Origin of the sequence: Prescottella agglutinans (genome assembly GCF_004011865.1) — a bacterium.
In the GTDB taxonomy this organism is placed as follows: domain Bacteria; phylum Actinomycetota; class Actinomycetes; order Mycobacteriales; family Mycobacteriaceae; genus Prescottella; species Prescottella agglutinans.
On sequence record NZ_RKLP01000017.1, the window covers coordinates 57,890 to 72,316 of the forward strand.

At 65.9% G+C, this 14,427-nt stretch carries 23 protein-coding genes; 21 read left to right on the forward strand and 2 right to left on the reverse strand.

All coding sequences use genetic code 11. The annotated features are described in order from the left end of the window. Position 1: 1 nt before the first annotated feature. The 11 genes from rplE (at position 2) to map (ending at position 6,465) form a co-directional block, all read left to right on the forward strand. A complete protein-coding gene (gene rplE / locus EGT67_RS24730; protein WP_127918762.1) occupies positions 2–568 on the forward strand; it encodes a 50S ribosomal protein L5 in 567 nt (188 codons plus the stop codon). Between the two features lie 4 nt (positions 569–572). Then, on the forward strand, positions 573–758 hold the full coding sequence (locus tag EGT67_RS24735) for a type Z 30S ribosomal protein S14 (protein ID WP_005518383.1): 186 nt from the start codon (positions 573–575) through the stop codon (positions 756–758). 167 nt (positions 759–925) lie between these two features. Further along, the gene (gene rpsH, locus EGT67_RS24740) at positions 926–1,324 is read left to right on the forward strand and encodes a 30S ribosomal protein S8 (RefSeq protein ID WP_031937772.1); all 399 of its coding nucleotides are present in this window, start codon (positions 926–928) and stop codon (positions 1,322–1,324) included. A gap of 14 nt (positions 1,325–1,338) precedes the next feature. Continuing rightward, complete coding sequence (rplF, locus tag EGT67_RS24745; RefSeq protein WP_127918763.1) at positions 1,339–1,878, forward strand: 50S ribosomal protein L6; 540 nt, start codon at positions 1,339–1,341, stop codon at positions 1,876–1,878. Position 1,879: 1 nt separating this feature from the next. Next, entirely contained in the window at positions 1,880–2,287 is a 408-nt protein-coding gene (gene rplR, locus EGT67_RS24750) for a 50S ribosomal protein L18 (protein ID WP_127918764.1), read from the forward strand. A 31-nt stretch (positions 2,288–2,318) separates the two neighbouring features. After that, positions 2,319–2,957, forward strand: coding sequence for a 30S ribosomal protein S5 (gene rpsE, locus EGT67_RS24755; RefSeq protein ID WP_127918765.1), 639 nt, complete (start codon positions 2,319–2,321; stop codon positions 2,955–2,957). Next, positions 2,957–3,136, forward strand: a complete 180-nt coding sequence (gene rpmD, locus EGT67_RS24760) for a 50S ribosomal protein L30 (RefSeq protein ID WP_114718858.1) — start codon at positions 2,957–2,959, stop codon at positions 3,134–3,136. Before rpsE ends, rpmD begins: the two co-directional genes overlap by 1 nt. Before the next feature lie 2 nt (positions 3,137–3,138). Next, positions 3,139–3,579: a 50S ribosomal protein L15 gene (gene rplO, locus EGT67_RS24765; protein ID WP_127918766.1), complete on the forward strand. Its 441-nt coding sequence runs from the start codon at positions 3,139–3,141 to the stop codon at positions 3,577–3,579. A gap of 218 nt (positions 3,580–3,797) precedes the next feature. Beyond that, positions 3,798–5,120, forward strand: a complete 1,323-nt coding sequence (gene secY, locus EGT67_RS24770; RefSeq protein WP_127918767.1) for a preprotein translocase subunit SecY — start codon at positions 3,798–3,800, stop codon at positions 5,118–5,120. Beyond that, the gene (locus EGT67_RS24775; protein WP_127918768.1) at positions 5,117–5,662 is read left to right on the forward strand and encodes an adenylate kinase; all 546 of its coding nucleotides are present in this window, start codon (positions 5,117–5,119) and stop codon (positions 5,660–5,662) included. Before secY ends, EGT67_RS24775 begins: the two co-directional genes overlap by 4 nt. After that, on the forward strand, positions 5,662–6,465 hold the full coding sequence (gene map, locus EGT67_RS24780; protein WP_127918769.1) for a type I methionyl aminopeptidase: 804 nt from the start codon (positions 5,662–5,664) through the stop codon (positions 6,463–6,465). The genes EGT67_RS24775 and map overlap by 1 nt, the downstream gene beginning before the upstream one ends. Before the next feature lie 67 nt (positions 6,466–6,532). Here map and dtd read toward each other — a convergent pair whose 3' ends face one another. Next, entirely contained in the window at positions 6,533–6,970 is a 438-nt protein-coding gene (dtd, locus tag EGT67_RS24785; protein ID WP_127918770.1) for a D-aminoacyl-tRNA deacylase, read from the reverse strand. A gap of 227 nt (positions 6,971–7,197) precedes the next feature. Between dtd and infA the strand changes: the two genes are divergently transcribed. The 10 genes from infA to EGT67_RS24835 all read left to right on the forward strand — a co-directional run bounded on the left by infA (position 7,198) and on the right by EGT67_RS24835 (position 14,299). Further along, positions 7,198–7,419 carry a translation initiation factor IF-1 gene (gene infA, locus EGT67_RS24790; RefSeq protein ID WP_003418601.1) on the forward strand — a complete coding sequence of 74 codons (222 nt, stop codon included), beginning with the start codon at positions 7,198–7,200 and terminating at the stop codon, positions 7,417–7,419. Positions 7,420–7,496: 77 nt separating this feature from the next. Further along, on the forward strand, positions 7,497–7,610 hold the full coding sequence (rpmJ, locus tag EGT67_RS24795) for a 50S ribosomal protein L36 (RefSeq protein ID WP_025347279.1): 114 nt from the start codon (positions 7,497–7,499) through the stop codon (positions 7,608–7,610). A gap of 222 nt (positions 7,611–7,832) precedes the next feature. Further along, positions 7,833–8,201, forward strand: a complete 369-nt coding sequence (gene rpsM / locus EGT67_RS24800; RefSeq protein ID WP_127918771.1) for a 30S ribosomal protein S13 — start codon at positions 7,833–7,835, stop codon at positions 8,199–8,201. Then, entirely contained in the window at positions 8,201–8,614 is a 414-nt protein-coding gene (rpsK, locus tag EGT67_RS24805) for a 30S ribosomal protein S11 (RefSeq protein WP_005239680.1), read from the forward strand. The genes rpsM and rpsK overlap by 1 nt, the downstream gene beginning before the upstream one ends. A gap of 26 nt (positions 8,615–8,640) precedes the next feature. Next, positions 8,641–9,246 (forward strand): 30S ribosomal protein S4, encoded by a 606-nt coding sequence (gene rpsD / locus EGT67_RS24810; RefSeq protein ID WP_114718865.1) that lies wholly within the window; start codon positions 8,641–8,643, stop codon positions 9,244–9,246. A 100-nt stretch (positions 9,247–9,346) separates the two neighbouring features. Next, positions 9,347–10,411 (forward strand): DNA-directed RNA polymerase subunit alpha, encoded by a 1,065-nt coding sequence (locus EGT67_RS24815; protein ID WP_127918772.1) that lies wholly within the window; start codon positions 9,347–9,349, stop codon positions 10,409–10,411. 55 nt (positions 10,412–10,466) lie between these two features. Next, the gene (rplQ, locus tag EGT67_RS24820; protein ID WP_127918773.1) at positions 10,467–10,970 is read left to right on the forward strand and encodes a 50S ribosomal protein L17; all 504 of its coding nucleotides are present in this window, start codon (positions 10,467–10,469) and stop codon (positions 10,968–10,970) included. A gap of 71 nt (positions 10,971–11,041) precedes the next feature. Beyond that, the gene (truA, locus tag EGT67_RS24825; RefSeq protein WP_164877650.1) at positions 11,042–11,899 is read left to right on the forward strand and encodes a tRNA pseudouridine(38-40) synthase TruA; all 858 of its coding nucleotides are present in this window, start codon (positions 11,042–11,044) and stop codon (positions 11,897–11,899) included. Between the two features lie 128 nt (positions 11,900–12,027). Then, the gene (locus EGT67_RS24830; protein WP_127918775.1) at positions 12,028–12,996 is read left to right on the forward strand and encodes an esterase/lipase family protein; all 969 of its coding nucleotides are present in this window, start codon (positions 12,028–12,030) and stop codon (positions 12,994–12,996) included. A 325-nt stretch (positions 12,997–13,321) separates the two neighbouring features. Then, positions 13,322–14,299, forward strand: a complete 978-nt coding sequence (locus tag EGT67_RS24835; RefSeq protein ID WP_127918776.1) for a chymotrypsin family serine protease — start codon at positions 13,322–13,324, stop codon at positions 14,297–14,299. A 13-nt stretch (positions 14,300–14,312) separates the two neighbouring features. Here the strand turns inward: EGT67_RS24835 and EGT67_RS24840 are convergent. Next, positions 14,313–14,427: integrase core domain-containing protein (locus tag EGT67_RS24840; RefSeq protein ID WP_164877445.1), on the reverse strand; the 115-nt coding region annotated here is incomplete at its 5' end.

Consider the following 14,427-nt stretch of genomic DNA (forward strand, 5'->3'; position numbering starts at 1 on the left):
CATGACCTCCACTGAGAACAAGATCCAGCCGCGTCTGAAGACCCGCTACCGCGCGGAGATCCGTGACGCGCTGAACGCCGAGTTCGACTACGCGAACGTCATGCAGATCCCGGGCGTCGTCAAGGTCGTCGTCAACATGGGTGTCGGTGACGCTGCCCGCGACGCGAAGCTGATCAACGGCGCGGTTGCCGATCTGGCTCTGATCACCGGTCAGAAGCCCGAGATCCGCAAGGCCCGCAAGTCCATCGCGCAGTTCAAGCTGCGTGAGGGCATGCCGATCGGTGCGCGCGTCACGCTGCGCGGCGACCGCATGTGGGAGTTCCTGGACCGTCTGGTGTCCATCGCGCTGCCCCGTATCCGCGACTTCCGTGGCCTGTCGGGTAACCAGTTCGACGGCAACGGCAACTACACGTTCGGCCTCAACGAGCAGTCGATGTTCCACGAGATCGACGTGGACAAGATCGATCGTCCGCGCGGTATGGACATCACCGTCGTGACCACCGCCACCAACAACGAAGAAGGCCGTGCGCTGCTCAAGCACCTCGGCTTCCCGTTCAAGGAGAACTGAGCCCATGGCTAAGAAGGCACTGGTCAACAAGGCCAACAAGAAGCCGAAGTTCGCGGTGCGCGCGTACACCCGTTGCCAGAAGTGCGGCCGTCCGCACTCGGTGTTCCGCAAGTTCGGTCTGTGCCGTATCTGCGTTCGCGAGATGGCACACGCCGGCGAGCTGCCGGGCGTTCACAAGAGCTCCTGGTAAGCCGAACAACAGACTTCCGTTCCACGTCCGTGGAATGGTGAAGGTAAGAACCACTTCGTTGTAGGCCCACGATCGGGCCGACCCCGCTCCCTCCGACACGTCGGGGGAGCGGGGTCGGTACCGGTGTTGCATGGGAACCCCAACGAGAAAGGTGCACAGGTCAACTCATGACCATGACTGATCCGATCGCAGACTTCTTGACGCGTCTGCGTAATGCCAACTCGGCGTACCACGACGAGGTGAAGCTGCCGCACTCGAAGATCAAGGCGAACATCGCCGAGATCCTCAAGCGTGAGGGCTACATCGCGGACTACCGCACCGAGGATGCCGAGGTCGGCAAGACGCTGATCGTCGACCTCAAGTACGGCCCCAGCCGCGAGCGCAGCCTCGCCGGCGTCCGCCGTGTTTCCAAGCCCGGTCTGCGCGTCTACGCGAAGTCCACCAACCTGCCCAAGGTCCTGGGCGGCCTCGGCGTGGCGATCATCTCCACGTCTTCCGGTCTGCTCACCGATCGTCAGGCGGCCAATCAGGGAGTGGGCGGGGAAGTCCTCGCCTACGTCTGGTAAGGGAGGCCACCAGAATGTCGCGTATTGGAAAGATTCCGGTCGCCGTCCCCGCGGGCGTCGACGTGACCATCACCGGACAGGACGTCGCGGTCAAGGGCCCCAAGGGCTCGCTGTCGCTGACCGTCTCCGAGCCGATCTCGGTCGTCAAGGGTGAGGACGGTGCCCTGCAGGTCACCCGTCCCGACGACGAGCGTCGCAGCCGCGCGCTGCACGGTCTGTCGCGCACCCTCGTGCAGAACATGATCGTCGGTGTGACCGCTGGTTACACCACCAAGATGGAGATCCACGGCGTTGGCTACCGTGTGGCGCTGAAGGGCCAGGACCTCGAGTTCGCCCTCGGCTACAGCCACCCGGTCCCGATCGAGGCTCCGGAGGGCATCACCTTCGCTGTCGAGTCGCCGACCAAGTTCTCGATCTCCGGCATCGACAAGCAGAAGGTCGGCCAGATCGCGGCCAACATCCGCCGCCTGCGCAAGTCCGACCCGTACAAGGGCAAGGGCATCCGCTACGAGGGTGAGCAGGTCCGTCGCAAGGTCGGAAAGACGGGTAAGTGATATGAGCCAGACTGCAAATCAGAAGGCCAAGCGTATTCCGCTGGGCAAGGACGCGTCCACGACGCGTCGTCTGTCGAAGGCGCGTCGTCACTTCCGTCTCCGCAAGAAGGTCTCCGGCACCCCGGAGCGTCCCCGTCTCGTGGTGAACCGCTCCGCGCGGCACATCCACGTGCAGCTGGTGGACGATCTGGCCGGCAAGACCCTCGCCGCTGCGTCGACCATCGAGGCCGACGTGCGTGCGCTGGAGGGCGACAAGAGCGCCCGTGGTGCCAAGGTCGGTCAGCTGATCGCCGAGCGTGCCAAGGCAGCCGGCGTGGAGGCCGTGGTCTTCGACCGCGGTGGCCACACCTACAGCGGCCGCATCGCGGCCCTGGCGGATGCCGCTCGCGAAGGCGGGTTGAAGTTCTGATGACCAACATTACTAACGGAAGGAATGCCTGATGCCGGGACGTCAAAGGCGTGACGGCGGAAGCGGACCCGCCGGACAGGGTGGCCCCCAGGGCGACAACCGCGGTGGTCGCGATCGTCGCGACAACCGTCGTGACAACGCTGCGGAGAAGTCGAACCACATCGAGCGCGTCGTCTCCATCAACCGCGTGTCGAAGGTCGTCAAGGGCGGTCGTCGCTTCAGCTTCACCGCTCTCGTGATCGTGGGCGACGGCAACGGACTCGTCGGCGTCGGCTACGGCAAGGCCAAGGAAGTTCCCGCGGCCATCCAGAAGGGCGTCGAGGAGGCTCGCAAGAGCTTCTTCCGTGTGCCGCTCATCGGCAGCACCATCACCCACCCGGTTCAGGGCGAGGCGGCGGCCGGTGTCGTCATGCTGCGTCCGGCCAGCCCGGGTACCGGTGTGATCGCCGGTGGCGCGGTGCGTGCCGTGCTGGAGTGCGCGGGTGTCTCCGACATCCTGGCCAAGTCGCTCGGTAGCGACAACGCCATCAACGTTGTGCACGCGACCGTTGCCGCCCTCAAGGGCCTGCAGCGTCCGGAAGAGGTTGCAGCCCGTCGTGGCCTGCCCCTCGAGGACGTGGCCCCCGCCGGCATGCTGCGCGCTCGTGCACAGGCTGGGAGCGTGAAGTAATGGCACAGCTCAAGGTCACCCAGGTCAAGAGCACCATCGGCACCAAGCAGAACCAGCGGGACAGCCTGCGCACCCTCGGACTGAAGGGCATCCGTCAGTCCGTCGTCCGTGAGGACAACGCGCAGAACCGTGGTCTGATCAACGTGGTGCGCCACCTCGTCACGGTTGAGGAGGTCTAACCATGACCATCAAGTTGCACCACCTGCGCCCCGCGCCCGGCGCCAAGACCGACAAGACTCGCGTCGGTCGCGGTGAGGGCTCGAAGGGTAAGACCGCTGGTCGCGGCACCAAGGGCACCAAGGCACGTAAGAACGTGTCGGCCGCCTTCGAGGGTGGACAGATGCCGCTGCACATGCGTCTGCCCAAGCTCAAGGGCTTCAAGAACGCGTTCCGCACCGAGTACCAGGTCGTCAACGTCGGCGATATCGCTCGTCTGTTCCCCGAGGGTGGACAGATCGGCGTTGCCGAGCTCGTTGCCGCGGGCGCGGTTCGCAAGAACCAGCTCGTGAAGGTTCTCGGCGAGGGCGAGCTCACGGTGGCCGTCCAGGTCACCGCGGACAAGTTCTCGGGCGCTGCGAAGGAGAAGATCGCCGCTGCCGGTGGTACCACCACCGAGCTGTGATCTCTCTCAGCTAGCTGTCGAATGGCCGCAACTCCTCCCGGACGGGGCGAGTTGCGGCCATTCGTCTCTCCAGGGTGTGCCGGCGGGCATACTGGAGAGGGCCAGCCCGTGCAACCGGGCTGTGTTTTCATGTGTCACTGTTAGAGTTCTAGAGTTCTTCAATTCACGGGGCGGGTCATTCAGATCGGCTCTCCGTATGTCGTGCGCCAGGAGGATCTTTGCTTTCCGCCTTTGTCTCGGCCCTCAGGACGCCTGACCTGAGGCGGAAGATCCTCTTCACGCTGGGTCTGGTCGCTCTGTACAGGCTGGGCGCGACGCTGCCGTCTCCCGGTGTCGACTACGGCAACGTCCGTGCGTGTATCGACCAGGTGTCCGGCGGCGAGTCGGCCGGCATCTACTCGCTGATCAATCTGTTCTCCGGCGGTGCGCTGTTGCAGCTGTCGGTGTTCGCGATCGGCATCATGCCGTACATCACGGCGAGCATCATCATCCAGTTGCTGACCGTCGTCATCCCGAAGTTCGAGGATCTCCGCAAGGAGGGCCAGTCGGGCCAGGCGAAGATGACGCAGTACACGCGCTATCTGTCGGTCGCGCTGGCGATCCTGCAGTCGACGGGCATCGTGGCCCTCGCGGCGCGTGGGCAGCTGCTGCAGGGCTGTACGGAGCCGATCCTCGCCGACGACAGCGTCTTCGGCCTGATCATCATCGTGCTGGTCATGACGGCCGGTGCGGCGTTGGTGATGTGGTTCGGTGAGCTGATCACCGAGCGCGGCGTCGGCAACGGCATGTCGCTGCTGATCTTCGCCGGTATTGCGTCGCGCATCCCGTCCGAGGGCTCGGCGATCCTCAACAGCCGCGGCGGACTGATCTTCGCGCTGGTCTGTGTCGCGGCGCTCGCGATCATCGCCGGTGTCGTCTTCGTCGAGCAGGGCCAGCGGCGTATCCCGGTGCAGTACGCCAAGCGGATGGTCGGCCGGAAGATGTACGGCGGCTCGTCCACGTACCTGCCGCTCAAGGTCAACCAGGCCGGTGTCATCCCGGTGATCTTCGCGTCGTCGCTGCTGTACCTGCCGAACCTGATCGTCCAGCTCACCGGGGCGAACACCAGCCCGGATCCGAGCTGGTGGCAGAAGTGGATCAACGAGTACCTGGTGAACCCGGCCAACCCGGTCTACATCCTGATCTACTTCGGAATGATCGTCTTCTTCACCTACTTCTATGTCGCGATCACCTTCAATCCGGAGGAGCGCGCGGACGAGATGAAGAAGTTCGGCGGATTCATCCCGGGCATCCGTCCCGGACGGCCGACCGCCGATTACCTGAACTACGTGCTGAGCCGTATCACTCTGCCGGGCGCGATCTACCTCGGCACCATCGCGGTGCTGCCTAATCTCTTCCTCGAGATCGGCAACTCGGGTGGCGCGACCAACCTGCCGTTCGGCGGCACCGCGGTGCTGATTATGGTCAGTGTGGGCCTCGATACGGTTAAGCAGATCGAGAGCCAGCTCATGCAGCGAAACTATGAAGGGTTCCTCAAGTGAGACTTGTCCTCCTTGGTCCTCCCGGTGCCGGTAAGGGCACCCAGGCCGCGATCCTGTCCGAGAAGCTGGGCGTCCCCCACATCTCCACCGGAGATCTGTTCCGCGCGAACATCGGGCAGTCGACCCCGCTCGGACTCGAGGCCAAGAAGTATCTCGACGCGGGCGATCTGGTCCCGAGCGAGATCACGAACAACATGGTGAAGGCGCGCGTCGCCGAGCCGGACGCGGTCAACGGCTTCCTGCTCGACGGCTTCCCGCGCACGGTCGACCAGGCGAAGGCGCTGGAGGGCATCCTCGAGGGTCTGGGCGCCAAGCTCGACGGCGTGCTCGCGTTCGACGTCGACGACGACGTCGTCGTCGAGCGGATGCTGGCCCGCGGTCGCGCCGACGACACCGAGGACGTCATCCGTAACCGCATGCGCGTCTACCGCGAGGAGACGGCGCCGCTGCTCGACTACTACGCCGGCCAGATCGTCACCGTCGACGCCGTCGGCGCTGTCGAAGAGGTCAACGCCCGCGCTCTCTCCGCGCTGGGGAAGTAATGGCATTCGGCCGCAAGCGCAAGGTCGTTCCGTTCCGCACGGCGGGTGAGCTCGACGCCATGGCGGCGGCGGGTGCGATCGTCGGGGCCGCCCTCGTGGCGGTGCGAGACGCGGCCAAGCCCGGGGTCAGCACGCTGGAACTGGACCAGGTCGCCGAAGCGGTCATCCGCGACGCCGGCGCGGTGCCGTCGTTCCTCGGGTACCACGGGTTCACCGGATCCATCTGCGCGTCGGTCAACGACCGCGTCGTGCACGGCATCCCGTCCGCGGACGAGCTCCTCGTCGAGGGCGATCTGGTGTCGATCGACTGCGGGGCCATCCTGGACGGGTGGCACGGCGACTCTGCGTGGACGTTCGGTGTCGGTGAGCTGAGCGAGGCCGACGCCCAGCTGAGCGAGGCGACGCGTCTGTCGATGGAGGCCGGCATCGTCGCGATGGTGGAGGGCAACCGGCTGACGGACGTCTCCCACGCGATCGAGCTCGGGACGCATGCCGCCGAGTCGGCGCACGGTCGTTCCTACGGGATCGTCGACGGCTACGGCGGTCACGCGATCGGGCGCGAGATGCACATGGATCCGTTCCTTCCGAACGAGGGCGCTCCCGGCAAGGGCCCGCACCTGGTGATCGGGTCGGTCCTGGCGATCGAGCCGATGCTCACGCTCGGGACGTACGAGACCGAGGTTCTCGACGACGACTGGACGGTGGTGACCACCGACGGCAGTCGTGCCGCGCACTGGGAGCACACGGTCGCCGTCACCGAGGACGGTCCGCGGATCCTCACGTTGCGCCCCGGCGACAACTGAGATCGAGCGACGCCGAGCGGGCAGTGAATTGTCACTGCCCGCTCGGCGTTTGTGTGCTCGGTGTGTGTCAGCCTTCCAGCAGCACGGTGACCGGACCGTCGTTGACGAGGCTCACCTGCATGTGCTCGCCGAACCGGCCGACCTCGACGGTGGCGCCCAGGTCCCGCAGCGCGGCGCCGAACGCGTCGACGAGTGGTTCGGCGGCGGCGCGGGGCGCGGCGGGGGACCACGACGGCCGGCGGCTCTTGCGGGTGTCGGCCATGAGGGTGAACTGGCTGACGACGAGGACCGGGGCGTCGACATCGGAGGCGGACTTCTCGTCGTCGAGGATTCGCAGCCGCCACACGCGCCGGGCGAGGTTCGATGCGGCGATGGGGTCGTCGTCGTGCCCGACGCCGAGGAGCACGAGCAGTCCCTGCCCGCCGGTGGGTGGCGCGATCCGGGCGACCTCCTCGCCGTCGACGCTGACGGCTGCCGATGTGACCCGCTGGACGAGCGCGCGCATGTGGATCTTCTTCCTTCGGGTGGGGGGAGCTGGGACGACTCGAGGCCGCATTTGGCCTGGTTGGGAATTGCCGGTAAGATAGAACAACGGTGCGCCCTGCGTATCGGTTGTCTGCGTGTCCGACCTCGTGTCGGGGTGTCGTTTTCGGCCGTCAGGACCACCGCTGTAGCGGATACCGGTGACGGTAGCCGATGCACCCATACGCCACTCAACGGATCGCGGAGGACATGGCTAAGAAGGACGGGGCCATCGAGGTCGAGGGACGAGTTGTCGAGCCGCTGCCCAATGCGATGTTCCGCATTGAGCTGGAGAACGGCCACAAGGTCCTCGCACACATCAGCGGCAAGATGCGTCAGCACTACATTCGCATTCTTCCCGAGGACCGCGTGGTCGTGGAGCTGTCGCCCTACGACCTGTCGCGTGGGCGCATCGTTTACCGCTACAAGTAATAGCTTCCCCGGCCACACCCGGCCGGGGAGAACTATGTCTGCCCTCGGGTGGACAGACAACAGGAGATCAGACGCACGTGAAGGTTCAGCCTAGCGTCAAGAAGATCTGCGAGAAGTGCAAGGTGATTCGCCGTAACGGGCGCGTCATGGTGATCTGCGACAACCTGCGCCACAAGCAGCGTCAGGGCTAAGTCCCGCAGTTTCACGGACTCTTCGAGATCGGCTTGGCAACAAGCGCAAAGAAGACCTCTCAGCACCAACCGCGACCCCGGGCCCAGCGGGAAACCAAGGGCAGGTAGCGGTCTACCCCCGGCACGGAGGCCGGGGCCCCACTGCGAGTGTGAACCGCAGAGTTTTTCAGACGCAGGGGACGGACTGGGAGCAGACCTCCGCACACCGATAGGAAATGCCACATGGCACGTCTCGCAGGTGTTGATCTTCCTCGCGAAAAGCGCATGGAGATCGCACTGACCTACATCTACGGCATCGGCCGTACCACCTCCAAGGAGATCCTCGCTGCGACCGGCGTCAGCCCGGACCTGCGCAGCAAGGACCTGTCCGACGAGGACCTCGCCAAGCTCCGCGAGTACATCGAGGAGTCGGTGAAGGTCGAGGGTGACCTGCGCCGCGAGGTGCAGGCGGACATCCGCCGCAAGATCGAGATCGGCTGCTACCAGGGCCTGCGCCACCGCCGTGGTCTGCCCGTGCGTGGACAGCGCACCAAGACCAACGCTCGCACCCGTAAGGGTCCGAAGCGCACCGTCGCAGGAAAGAAGAAGTAATGCCTCCCAAGTCACGTAGCACCGGTCCGAAGAAGACCCAGAAGGCGCGTCGCAGGGACAAGAAGAACGTCCCGCACGGTGCCGCTCACATCAAGAGCACCTTCAACAACACGATCGTGTCGATCACCGACCCGGCCGGCAACGTCATCTCCTGGGCGTCGTCGGGCCACGTGGGCTTCAAGGGCTCGCGCAAGTCGACGCCGTTCGCTGCTCAGCTCGCCGCTGAGAACGCTGCCCGCAAGGCGCAGGAGCACGGCGTCAAGAAGGTCGACGTCTTCGTGAAGGGCCCGGGCTCGGGCCGCGAGACCGCGATCCGCTCGCTGCAGGCTGCAGGCCTCGAGGTCGGCACCATCTCCGATGTCACCCCCCAGCCGCACAACGGCTGCCGTCCGCCCAAGCGGCGTCGGGTTTAAGTAGCGGGAAGGATAGGTAAAAGAACATGGCACGTTATACCGGACCCATCACCCGCAAGTCGCGTCGTCTGCGCGTCGACCTCGTCGGAGGCGACCAGGCATTCGAGCGGCGTCCTTACCCGCCGGGCCAGCACGGCCGCGCGCGCATCAAGGAGAGCGAGTACCTGCTCCAGCTGCAGGAGAAGCAGAAGGCTCGCTTCACCTACGGCGTCATGGAGAAGCAGTTCCGTCGCTACTACCAGGAGGCGGTCAACCGCCCCGGTAAGACCGGCGAGAACCTGCTCCAGATCCTGGAGTCGCGTCTCGACAACGTCGTGTACCGCGCCGGCCTCGCTCGCACCCGCCGTCAGGCGCGTCAGCTGGTCACGCACGGCCACCTTCTCGTGAACAACAAGAAGGTCGACATCCCCAGCTACCGCGTCTCGCAGTACGACATCATCGATGTCCGCGAGAAGTCGCTGGCGACCCTGCCGTTCCAGATCGCCCGCGAGACCCAGGGCGATCGCCCGATCCCGGGCTGGCTGCAGGTCGTCGGTGGACGCCTCCGCATCCTGGTGCACCAGCTCCCCGAGCGTGCGCAGATCGAGGTTCCGCTGCAGGAACAGCTGATCGTCGAGTACTACTCGAAGTAAGGCGTGATGCCTGGGAGCGGTCGGTATCGGCCGCTCCCAGGTCCCAAGCCTTTCCCATCGTGGGCGTCATATGGCGGACGCCCGTACAGGAGGAAATCCAATGCTCATTTCTCAGCGACCCACGCTGACCGAAGAGGTCATCGCTGAAAACCGCTCGAAGTTCGTCATCGAGCCCCTCGAGCCAGGCTTCGGGTACACCCTCGGCAATTCGCTGCGCCGCACCCTGCTGTCGTCGATCCCCGGCGCTGCTGTCACCAGCATCCGCATCGACGGCGTCCTGCACGAGTTCACCACGGTTCCGGGCGTGAAGGAGGATGTCACCGACATCATCCTGAACCTCAAGGGCCTCGTCGTGAGCTCCGAAGAGGACGAGCCGGTCACCATGTACGTCCGCAAGCAGGGCCCCGGGGTCGTGACTGCGGGTGACATCGTTCCGCCGGCAGGCGTCACGGTCAACAACCCGGATCTGCACATCGCCACCCTGAACGACAAGGGCAAGCTGGAGATCGAGCTCGTCGTCGAGCGCGGTCGCGGCTACGTCCCCGCCGTCCAGAACAAGGCGTCCGGCGCCGAGATCGGCCGTATCCCGGTCGACTCGATCTACTCGCCGGTGCTCAAGGTCACCTACAAGGTGGAAGCGACCCGTGTCGAGCAGCGCACCGACTTCGATCGGCTGATTCTCGACGTGGAGACCAAGAACTCCATCACCGCACGGGACGCGCTCGCTTCGGCGGGCAAGACCCTGGTTGAGCTCTTCGGCCTCGCCCGTGAGCTGAACGTCGAAGCAGAAGGCATCGAGATCGGACCCTCGCCCGCCGAGGCCGATCACATCGCTTCCTTCGGTCTCCCCATCGAGGACCTGGACCTGACGGTCCGCTCCTACAACTGCCTCAAGCGCGAGGGTGTTCACACCGTCGGCGAGCTCGTGGCACGCACGGAGTCCGATCTGCTCGACATCCGCAACTTCGGCCAGAAGTCCATCGACGAGGTCAAGGTCAAGCTGCATTCGCTCGGCCTCGCCCTCAAGGACAGCCCTGCGTCCTTCGATCCGACGACCGTTGCCGGCTACGACGCCGCCACCGGTACGTGGAGCGACACCGACGCCGGTTCCTTCAGCGACGCTGAGGGCACCGACCAGGACTACGCCGAGACCGAACAGCTGTAACCCGTATCACCCGGCACATGGGCAAATGTGCTGGGCGAGCCCAAGAGGAGCTCCAATGCCCAAGCCCAAGAAGGGTGCCCGCTTCGGCGGGTCGGCGTCGCACCAGAAGGCGATCTTCGCCAACCTGGCGACTGCTCTCTTCGAGCACGGCCGAATCACCACCACGGAGGCCAAGGCCAAGGCCCTGCGTCCGTACGCCGAGAAGCTCGTCACCAAGGCCAAGGGTGGAACCCTGGCCGACCGTCGCGAGGTTCTGAAGGTCATCCGCAACAAGGATGTCGTGCACAACCTGTTCGCGGAGATCGGCCCGTTCTACGCCGACCGCGACGGTGGCTACACCCGCATCATCAAGACCGTCCCCCGCAAGGGTGACAACGCTCCCATGGCGATCATCGAGCTCGTCCAGGAGAAGACGGTCACCTCCGAGGCGGACCGCGCTCGCCGCGTCGCCGCTTCGCAGGCTGCTCCGGCTGCCGAGGAGACCGCGGCCCCGGCCGAGGCCCCCGAGGCCGAGGTCGTCGAGGCCGCAGCCGATGCCGACGAGGCCAAGAAGGACTAGTCCACTTGGTTTCGGCACACGCTGAATCGAACGAACCCGTCGTTCCCGTTGGGGACGGCGGGTTCGTTCGATTGCGGCTCGACATCTCGTACGACGGCACCGACTTCTCCGGCTGGGCGCGTCAGCCCGGCCGCCGCACGGTGTGCGGTGAGATCGAGGAGAAGCTGAGCGCGATCGTCCGCACCCCGGTGCTGCTGACGGTGGCGGGCCGGACCGACGCCGGCGTCCACGCGAGCGGTCAGGTGGCGCACGTCGACGTCCCGGCCGACATGATCCCGGAGGATCCGTCGCGTCTGGTGCGTCGGCTCGCCCGTTTCCTGCCCAAGGACGTTCGGGTCAAGGATGTCTCGTTCGCGCCCGAGCATTTCGACGCGCGGTTCTCGGCGATCCGCCGGCACTACGAGTACCGGTTGACCACGGTGCCGTACGGCGCGGAGCCGCTGCGGGCCCGCGACACGGTGGCGTGGCCCAAGGACGTCGACGTCGACGCGATGCAGGAGGCGTCGTCCCGGCTGCTGGGACTGCACGACTTCGCGGCGTTCTGCAAGCGCCGCGAGGGTGCGACGACGGTCCGCGAACTGCAGCGGTTCGACTGGGCTGTTTCGGATGGCCGCTCCGCGGGCTCCGGTCCTGCGTCCGGCCACGAGCTCACCGCGTTCGTCAGCGCCGACGCGTTCTGCTGGTCGATGGTGCGCAGCCTCGTCGGTGCCGCGCTCGCGGTCGGCGAGGGACGTCGGACGGTGGATTGGATGGCGGGTCTGCTGGCTGAGCGTGAGCGGGCGAGTGCCGTCGCCGTCGCTCCGGCACACGGGCTTTCGCTGGTTCGCGTCGACTATCCGGCGGACGCGGATCTGGCCGCCCGCAATGCGGCCACCCGGGAGATGCGCACGGCGATCGAGTCGGGCGGGGCGGGCTGCTGCGGCGGCTGACCTGACGACGGTCGGGTTCGTCTCCCACGCGTTTGTGGTCGGTGTGCCAGATCCGCCGCGCGATGCGTCGGGCAACTGTTAGCGTCGCAACCGGTCGGGAAGTTCGCAGCCTGTGGGGGGAGCCACGAATGCGTCCGTCGTTCGTCACCGCAATCGTCGTCGCCGCGTTGGCGATCGGCACCGCGATCGCCACGCCCGGTGCGGCGGCTGCCGATCCGCCCCCGCTCCCGGTCCCGCACAACTTCTATGACGGCATCGGGGCGGAGATGGCCGACCCCGGCGCGTCCCTGCCCGGTTCGAACGACTGGTCTTGCAAGCCGACCGCCGAGCATCCTCGACCGGTCGTCCTGGTCCACGGAACCGGCGCGAACCGGCAGACGAACTGGACGACGTATGTTCCGTTGCTGAAGAACAACGGCTACTGCGTGTTCGCGCCTACTTACGGCGTGCGGGCCGGCGCCTCCTGGCCCGGCAGCGCCTTCGGTGCGTTGGCCCCGCTCGACCAGGGCGCCCGGGAGTTGGCCGGTTTCGTCGACGAGGTGCTCGCCGCCACCGGCGCGGACAAGGTCGACATCGTCGGGCATTCCCAGGGCACCTTGATGCCGAACTACTACGTGAAGTTCCTCGGTGGTGCGGCCAAGGTCGACAAGTACGTCTCGCTCGCGCCGCTGTGGCTGGGCGCCGGCGCGTTCTGGGCCGGTGAGATCACCGCGTTGACAAGGGAGTACGGTCTCGGGCCGCTGCAGCAGCAGACGTTCGGACAGTTGTGCGCGGCCTGCCTGGACATGGCGCCCGGAACCGAGTTCGTCGACAAGATGAACGAAGGCGGCGGCCCGTACGCCCCCGGCGTCTCGTACACCAACATCGCCACCCGGTACGACGAACTCGTCGTCCCGTACACCAACGGGCTGGTGCCGGGACCGAACACGGTCAATATCGTTGTGCAGGACCAGTGCCCGCAGGACTACTCCGAGCACGCGGCGATGGGTGCCTCGCCGGTCGCAGCAGGACACGTTCTCAATGCGCTCGATCCGCAGCATCCGCGTCCGGTGCCCTGCATGGCGATCTCGCCGTTCACCGGGACGCCTGTCGGCTGACGCCGGCGGTCCGGGTCGACCGGCGATGATGAGGCGTTGAATCTGGTTGCGCTTCAAAGGAGTTGGGTCGTCTCGACGAGCGGCGGACTGGGTCGGTGGATCCGGATGTCTCCCAGTGGGCGCGATGCGCATCTCTGCGGGTTGCGCTGTGCCACCCGGCGAGCCGGGGCCGGCTAGCCGTCAGTGCTGGTGTCGGGCCGGAGTCGTGGCGGGCGGTGATGCGGTTCTGTCGATCCCCGCAATCCACTCCGCAAAATAGACCATGCGGTCTACTCTCCTCTCGTCGCTCACTTCTGTGGCGGCAACGTCTATCGGAGGGGATTGAATGAAACTCTCTACCCGGCGATTCGCCGGCCTGGTCTCTGCGGTCGCGGTGGCCTTCACGCTCGCAACGGGCACGGCAGGGGCCGACCCGGCCACGCCGACGAAGGTTGTCTCTGCCGGTATGCGCCTCCAGTTCGCGGACAATGGCAAGTGCACGCTCGGCGCCGTCGGTACCGATGCAGCCGGCCGGAAGGTGGGCATCACGGCTGGGCACTGCAACCCGTGGAAGGTGGCCGACGCGGTCGCGGAGGCGACCCACACCACGACCAACAACAACGGCCAGGCCGTGTTCGATTGGCGTGATATGGATTCCGGCCCGATCGGCTGGATCCGATACGTTTCGGCGGACGGCCGCCCGACAGCTCAGTGGCCCGCAGTGGATCCCGTCACGGGGGAAGCGAGTATCCAGAAGACCGCCCCGCTCGACTACATGGTCATCGAGTTCGCGCCGCACGTCCAACTCTCGAGCCAGGTCATGACTGCGCCCACGTATGCGGTCGAGGCGGATGGGGTGACTCCGTTCAGTACGGACCCGCTCACCCCGTCCAAGACCCACGGCCCCGTCGTCACGCCGTCGGAGCCCTGGTTCAAGATCAACACGATCGTCAAGGGTCTGTTCGGCCAGGTGGTCGCGCCTGGGACCGGCGCCCAGCTCTGCCAGGCGGGGTCCTACACCGTGCAGGCGAATGCGCAGGCGGGACAGCCGAAGTCCGAGTTGAATCGGTGTGGGACAGTGACCCACGAGTTGAGTGGCCTCGTTTACTCGTCCGTCAAGAACCGGGGCGGCGACTCGGGTGGGCCACTCGTCGGGAAGTTCGAGCCGAACAAGTGGGCCGGGATCGTGACCGGGCAAGGTGAAATCGCCCTCGGTCCGATCAACCTTGGTTGGTCGTACTGGTACAACTCGGCGAAGCTCATCCTCGATGACCTGAACCCGCGCGGCATCACGGGCAGTGGCTTCCAGATCACGAACAACTAGGTGTACCTGGCCATCAGGTTGGTTGCAGTCGGCTGATCGGTGGTAGTCCTCCGAGTGCGCTGTGGCGTCGTCGAGTGTTGTAGTACTCGAGCCAAGGTGCAAGCGCGTCGGCGCGTTCGGTGTTGCTG

Bases quoted from the DNA above. Each gene is read 5' to 3' on its own strand.
- rplE (WP_127918762.1), top strand. From the start codon at position 2: ATGACCTCCACTGAGAACAAGATCCAGCCGCGTCTGAAGACCCGCTAC.
- EGT67_RS24735 (WP_005518383.1), top strand. From the start codon at position 573: ATGGCTAAGAAGGCACTGGTCAACAAGGCCAACAAGAAGCCGAAGTTC.
- rpsH (WP_031937772.1), top strand. From the start codon at position 926: ATGACCATGACTGATCCGATCGCAGACTTCTTGACGCGTCTGCGTAAT.
- rplF (WP_127918763.1), top strand. From the start codon at position 1,339: ATGTCGCGTATTGGAAAGATTCCGGTCGCCGTCCCCGCGGGCGTCGAC.
- rplR (WP_127918764.1), top strand. From the start codon at position 1,880: ATGAGCCAGACTGCAAATCAGAAGGCCAAGCGTATTCCGCTGGGCAAG.
- rpsE (WP_127918765.1), top strand. From the start codon at position 2,319: ATGCCGGGACGTCAAAGGCGTGACGGCGGAAGCGGACCCGCCGGACAG.
- rpmD (WP_114718858.1), top strand. From the start codon at position 2,957: ATGGCACAGCTCAAGGTCACCCAGGTCAAGAGCACCATCGGCACCAAG.
- rplO (WP_127918766.1), top strand. From the start codon at position 3,139: ATGACCATCAAGTTGCACCACCTGCGCCCCGCGCCCGGCGCCAAGACC.
- map (WP_127918769.1), top strand. From the start codon at position 5,662: ATGGCATTCGGCCGCAAGCGCAAGGTCGTTCCGTTCCGCACGGCGGGT.
- dtd (WP_127918770.1), bottom strand. From the start codon at position 6,970: ATGCGCGCGCTCGTCCAGCGGGTCACATCGGCAGCCGTCAGCGTCGAC.
- infA (WP_003418601.1), top strand. From the start codon at position 7,198: ATGGCTAAGAAGGACGGGGCCATCGAGGTCGAGGGACGAGTTGTCGAG.
- rpsM (WP_127918771.1), top strand. From the start codon at position 7,833: ATGGCACGTCTCGCAGGTGTTGATCTTCCTCGCGAAAAGCGCATGGAG.
- rpsK (WP_005239680.1), top strand. From the start codon at position 8,201: ATGCCTCCCAAGTCACGTAGCACCGGTCCGAAGAAGACCCAGAAGGCG.
- rpsD (WP_114718865.1), top strand. From the start codon at position 8,641: ATGGCACGTTATACCGGACCCATCACCCGCAAGTCGCGTCGTCTGCGC.
- EGT67_RS24815 (WP_127918772.1), top strand. From the start codon at position 9,347: ATGCTCATTTCTCAGCGACCCACGCTGACCGAAGAGGTCATCGCTGAA.
- rplQ (WP_127918773.1), top strand. From the start codon at position 10,467: ATGCCCAAGCCCAAGAAGGGTGCCCGCTTCGGCGGGTCGGCGTCGCAC.
- EGT67_RS24830 (WP_127918775.1), top strand. From the start codon at position 12,028: ATGCGTCCGTCGTTCGTCACCGCAATCGTCGTCGCCGCGTTGGCGATC.
- EGT67_RS24835 (WP_127918776.1), top strand. From the start codon at position 13,322: ATGAAACTCTCTACCCGGCGATTCGCCGGCCTGGTCTCTGCGGTCGCG.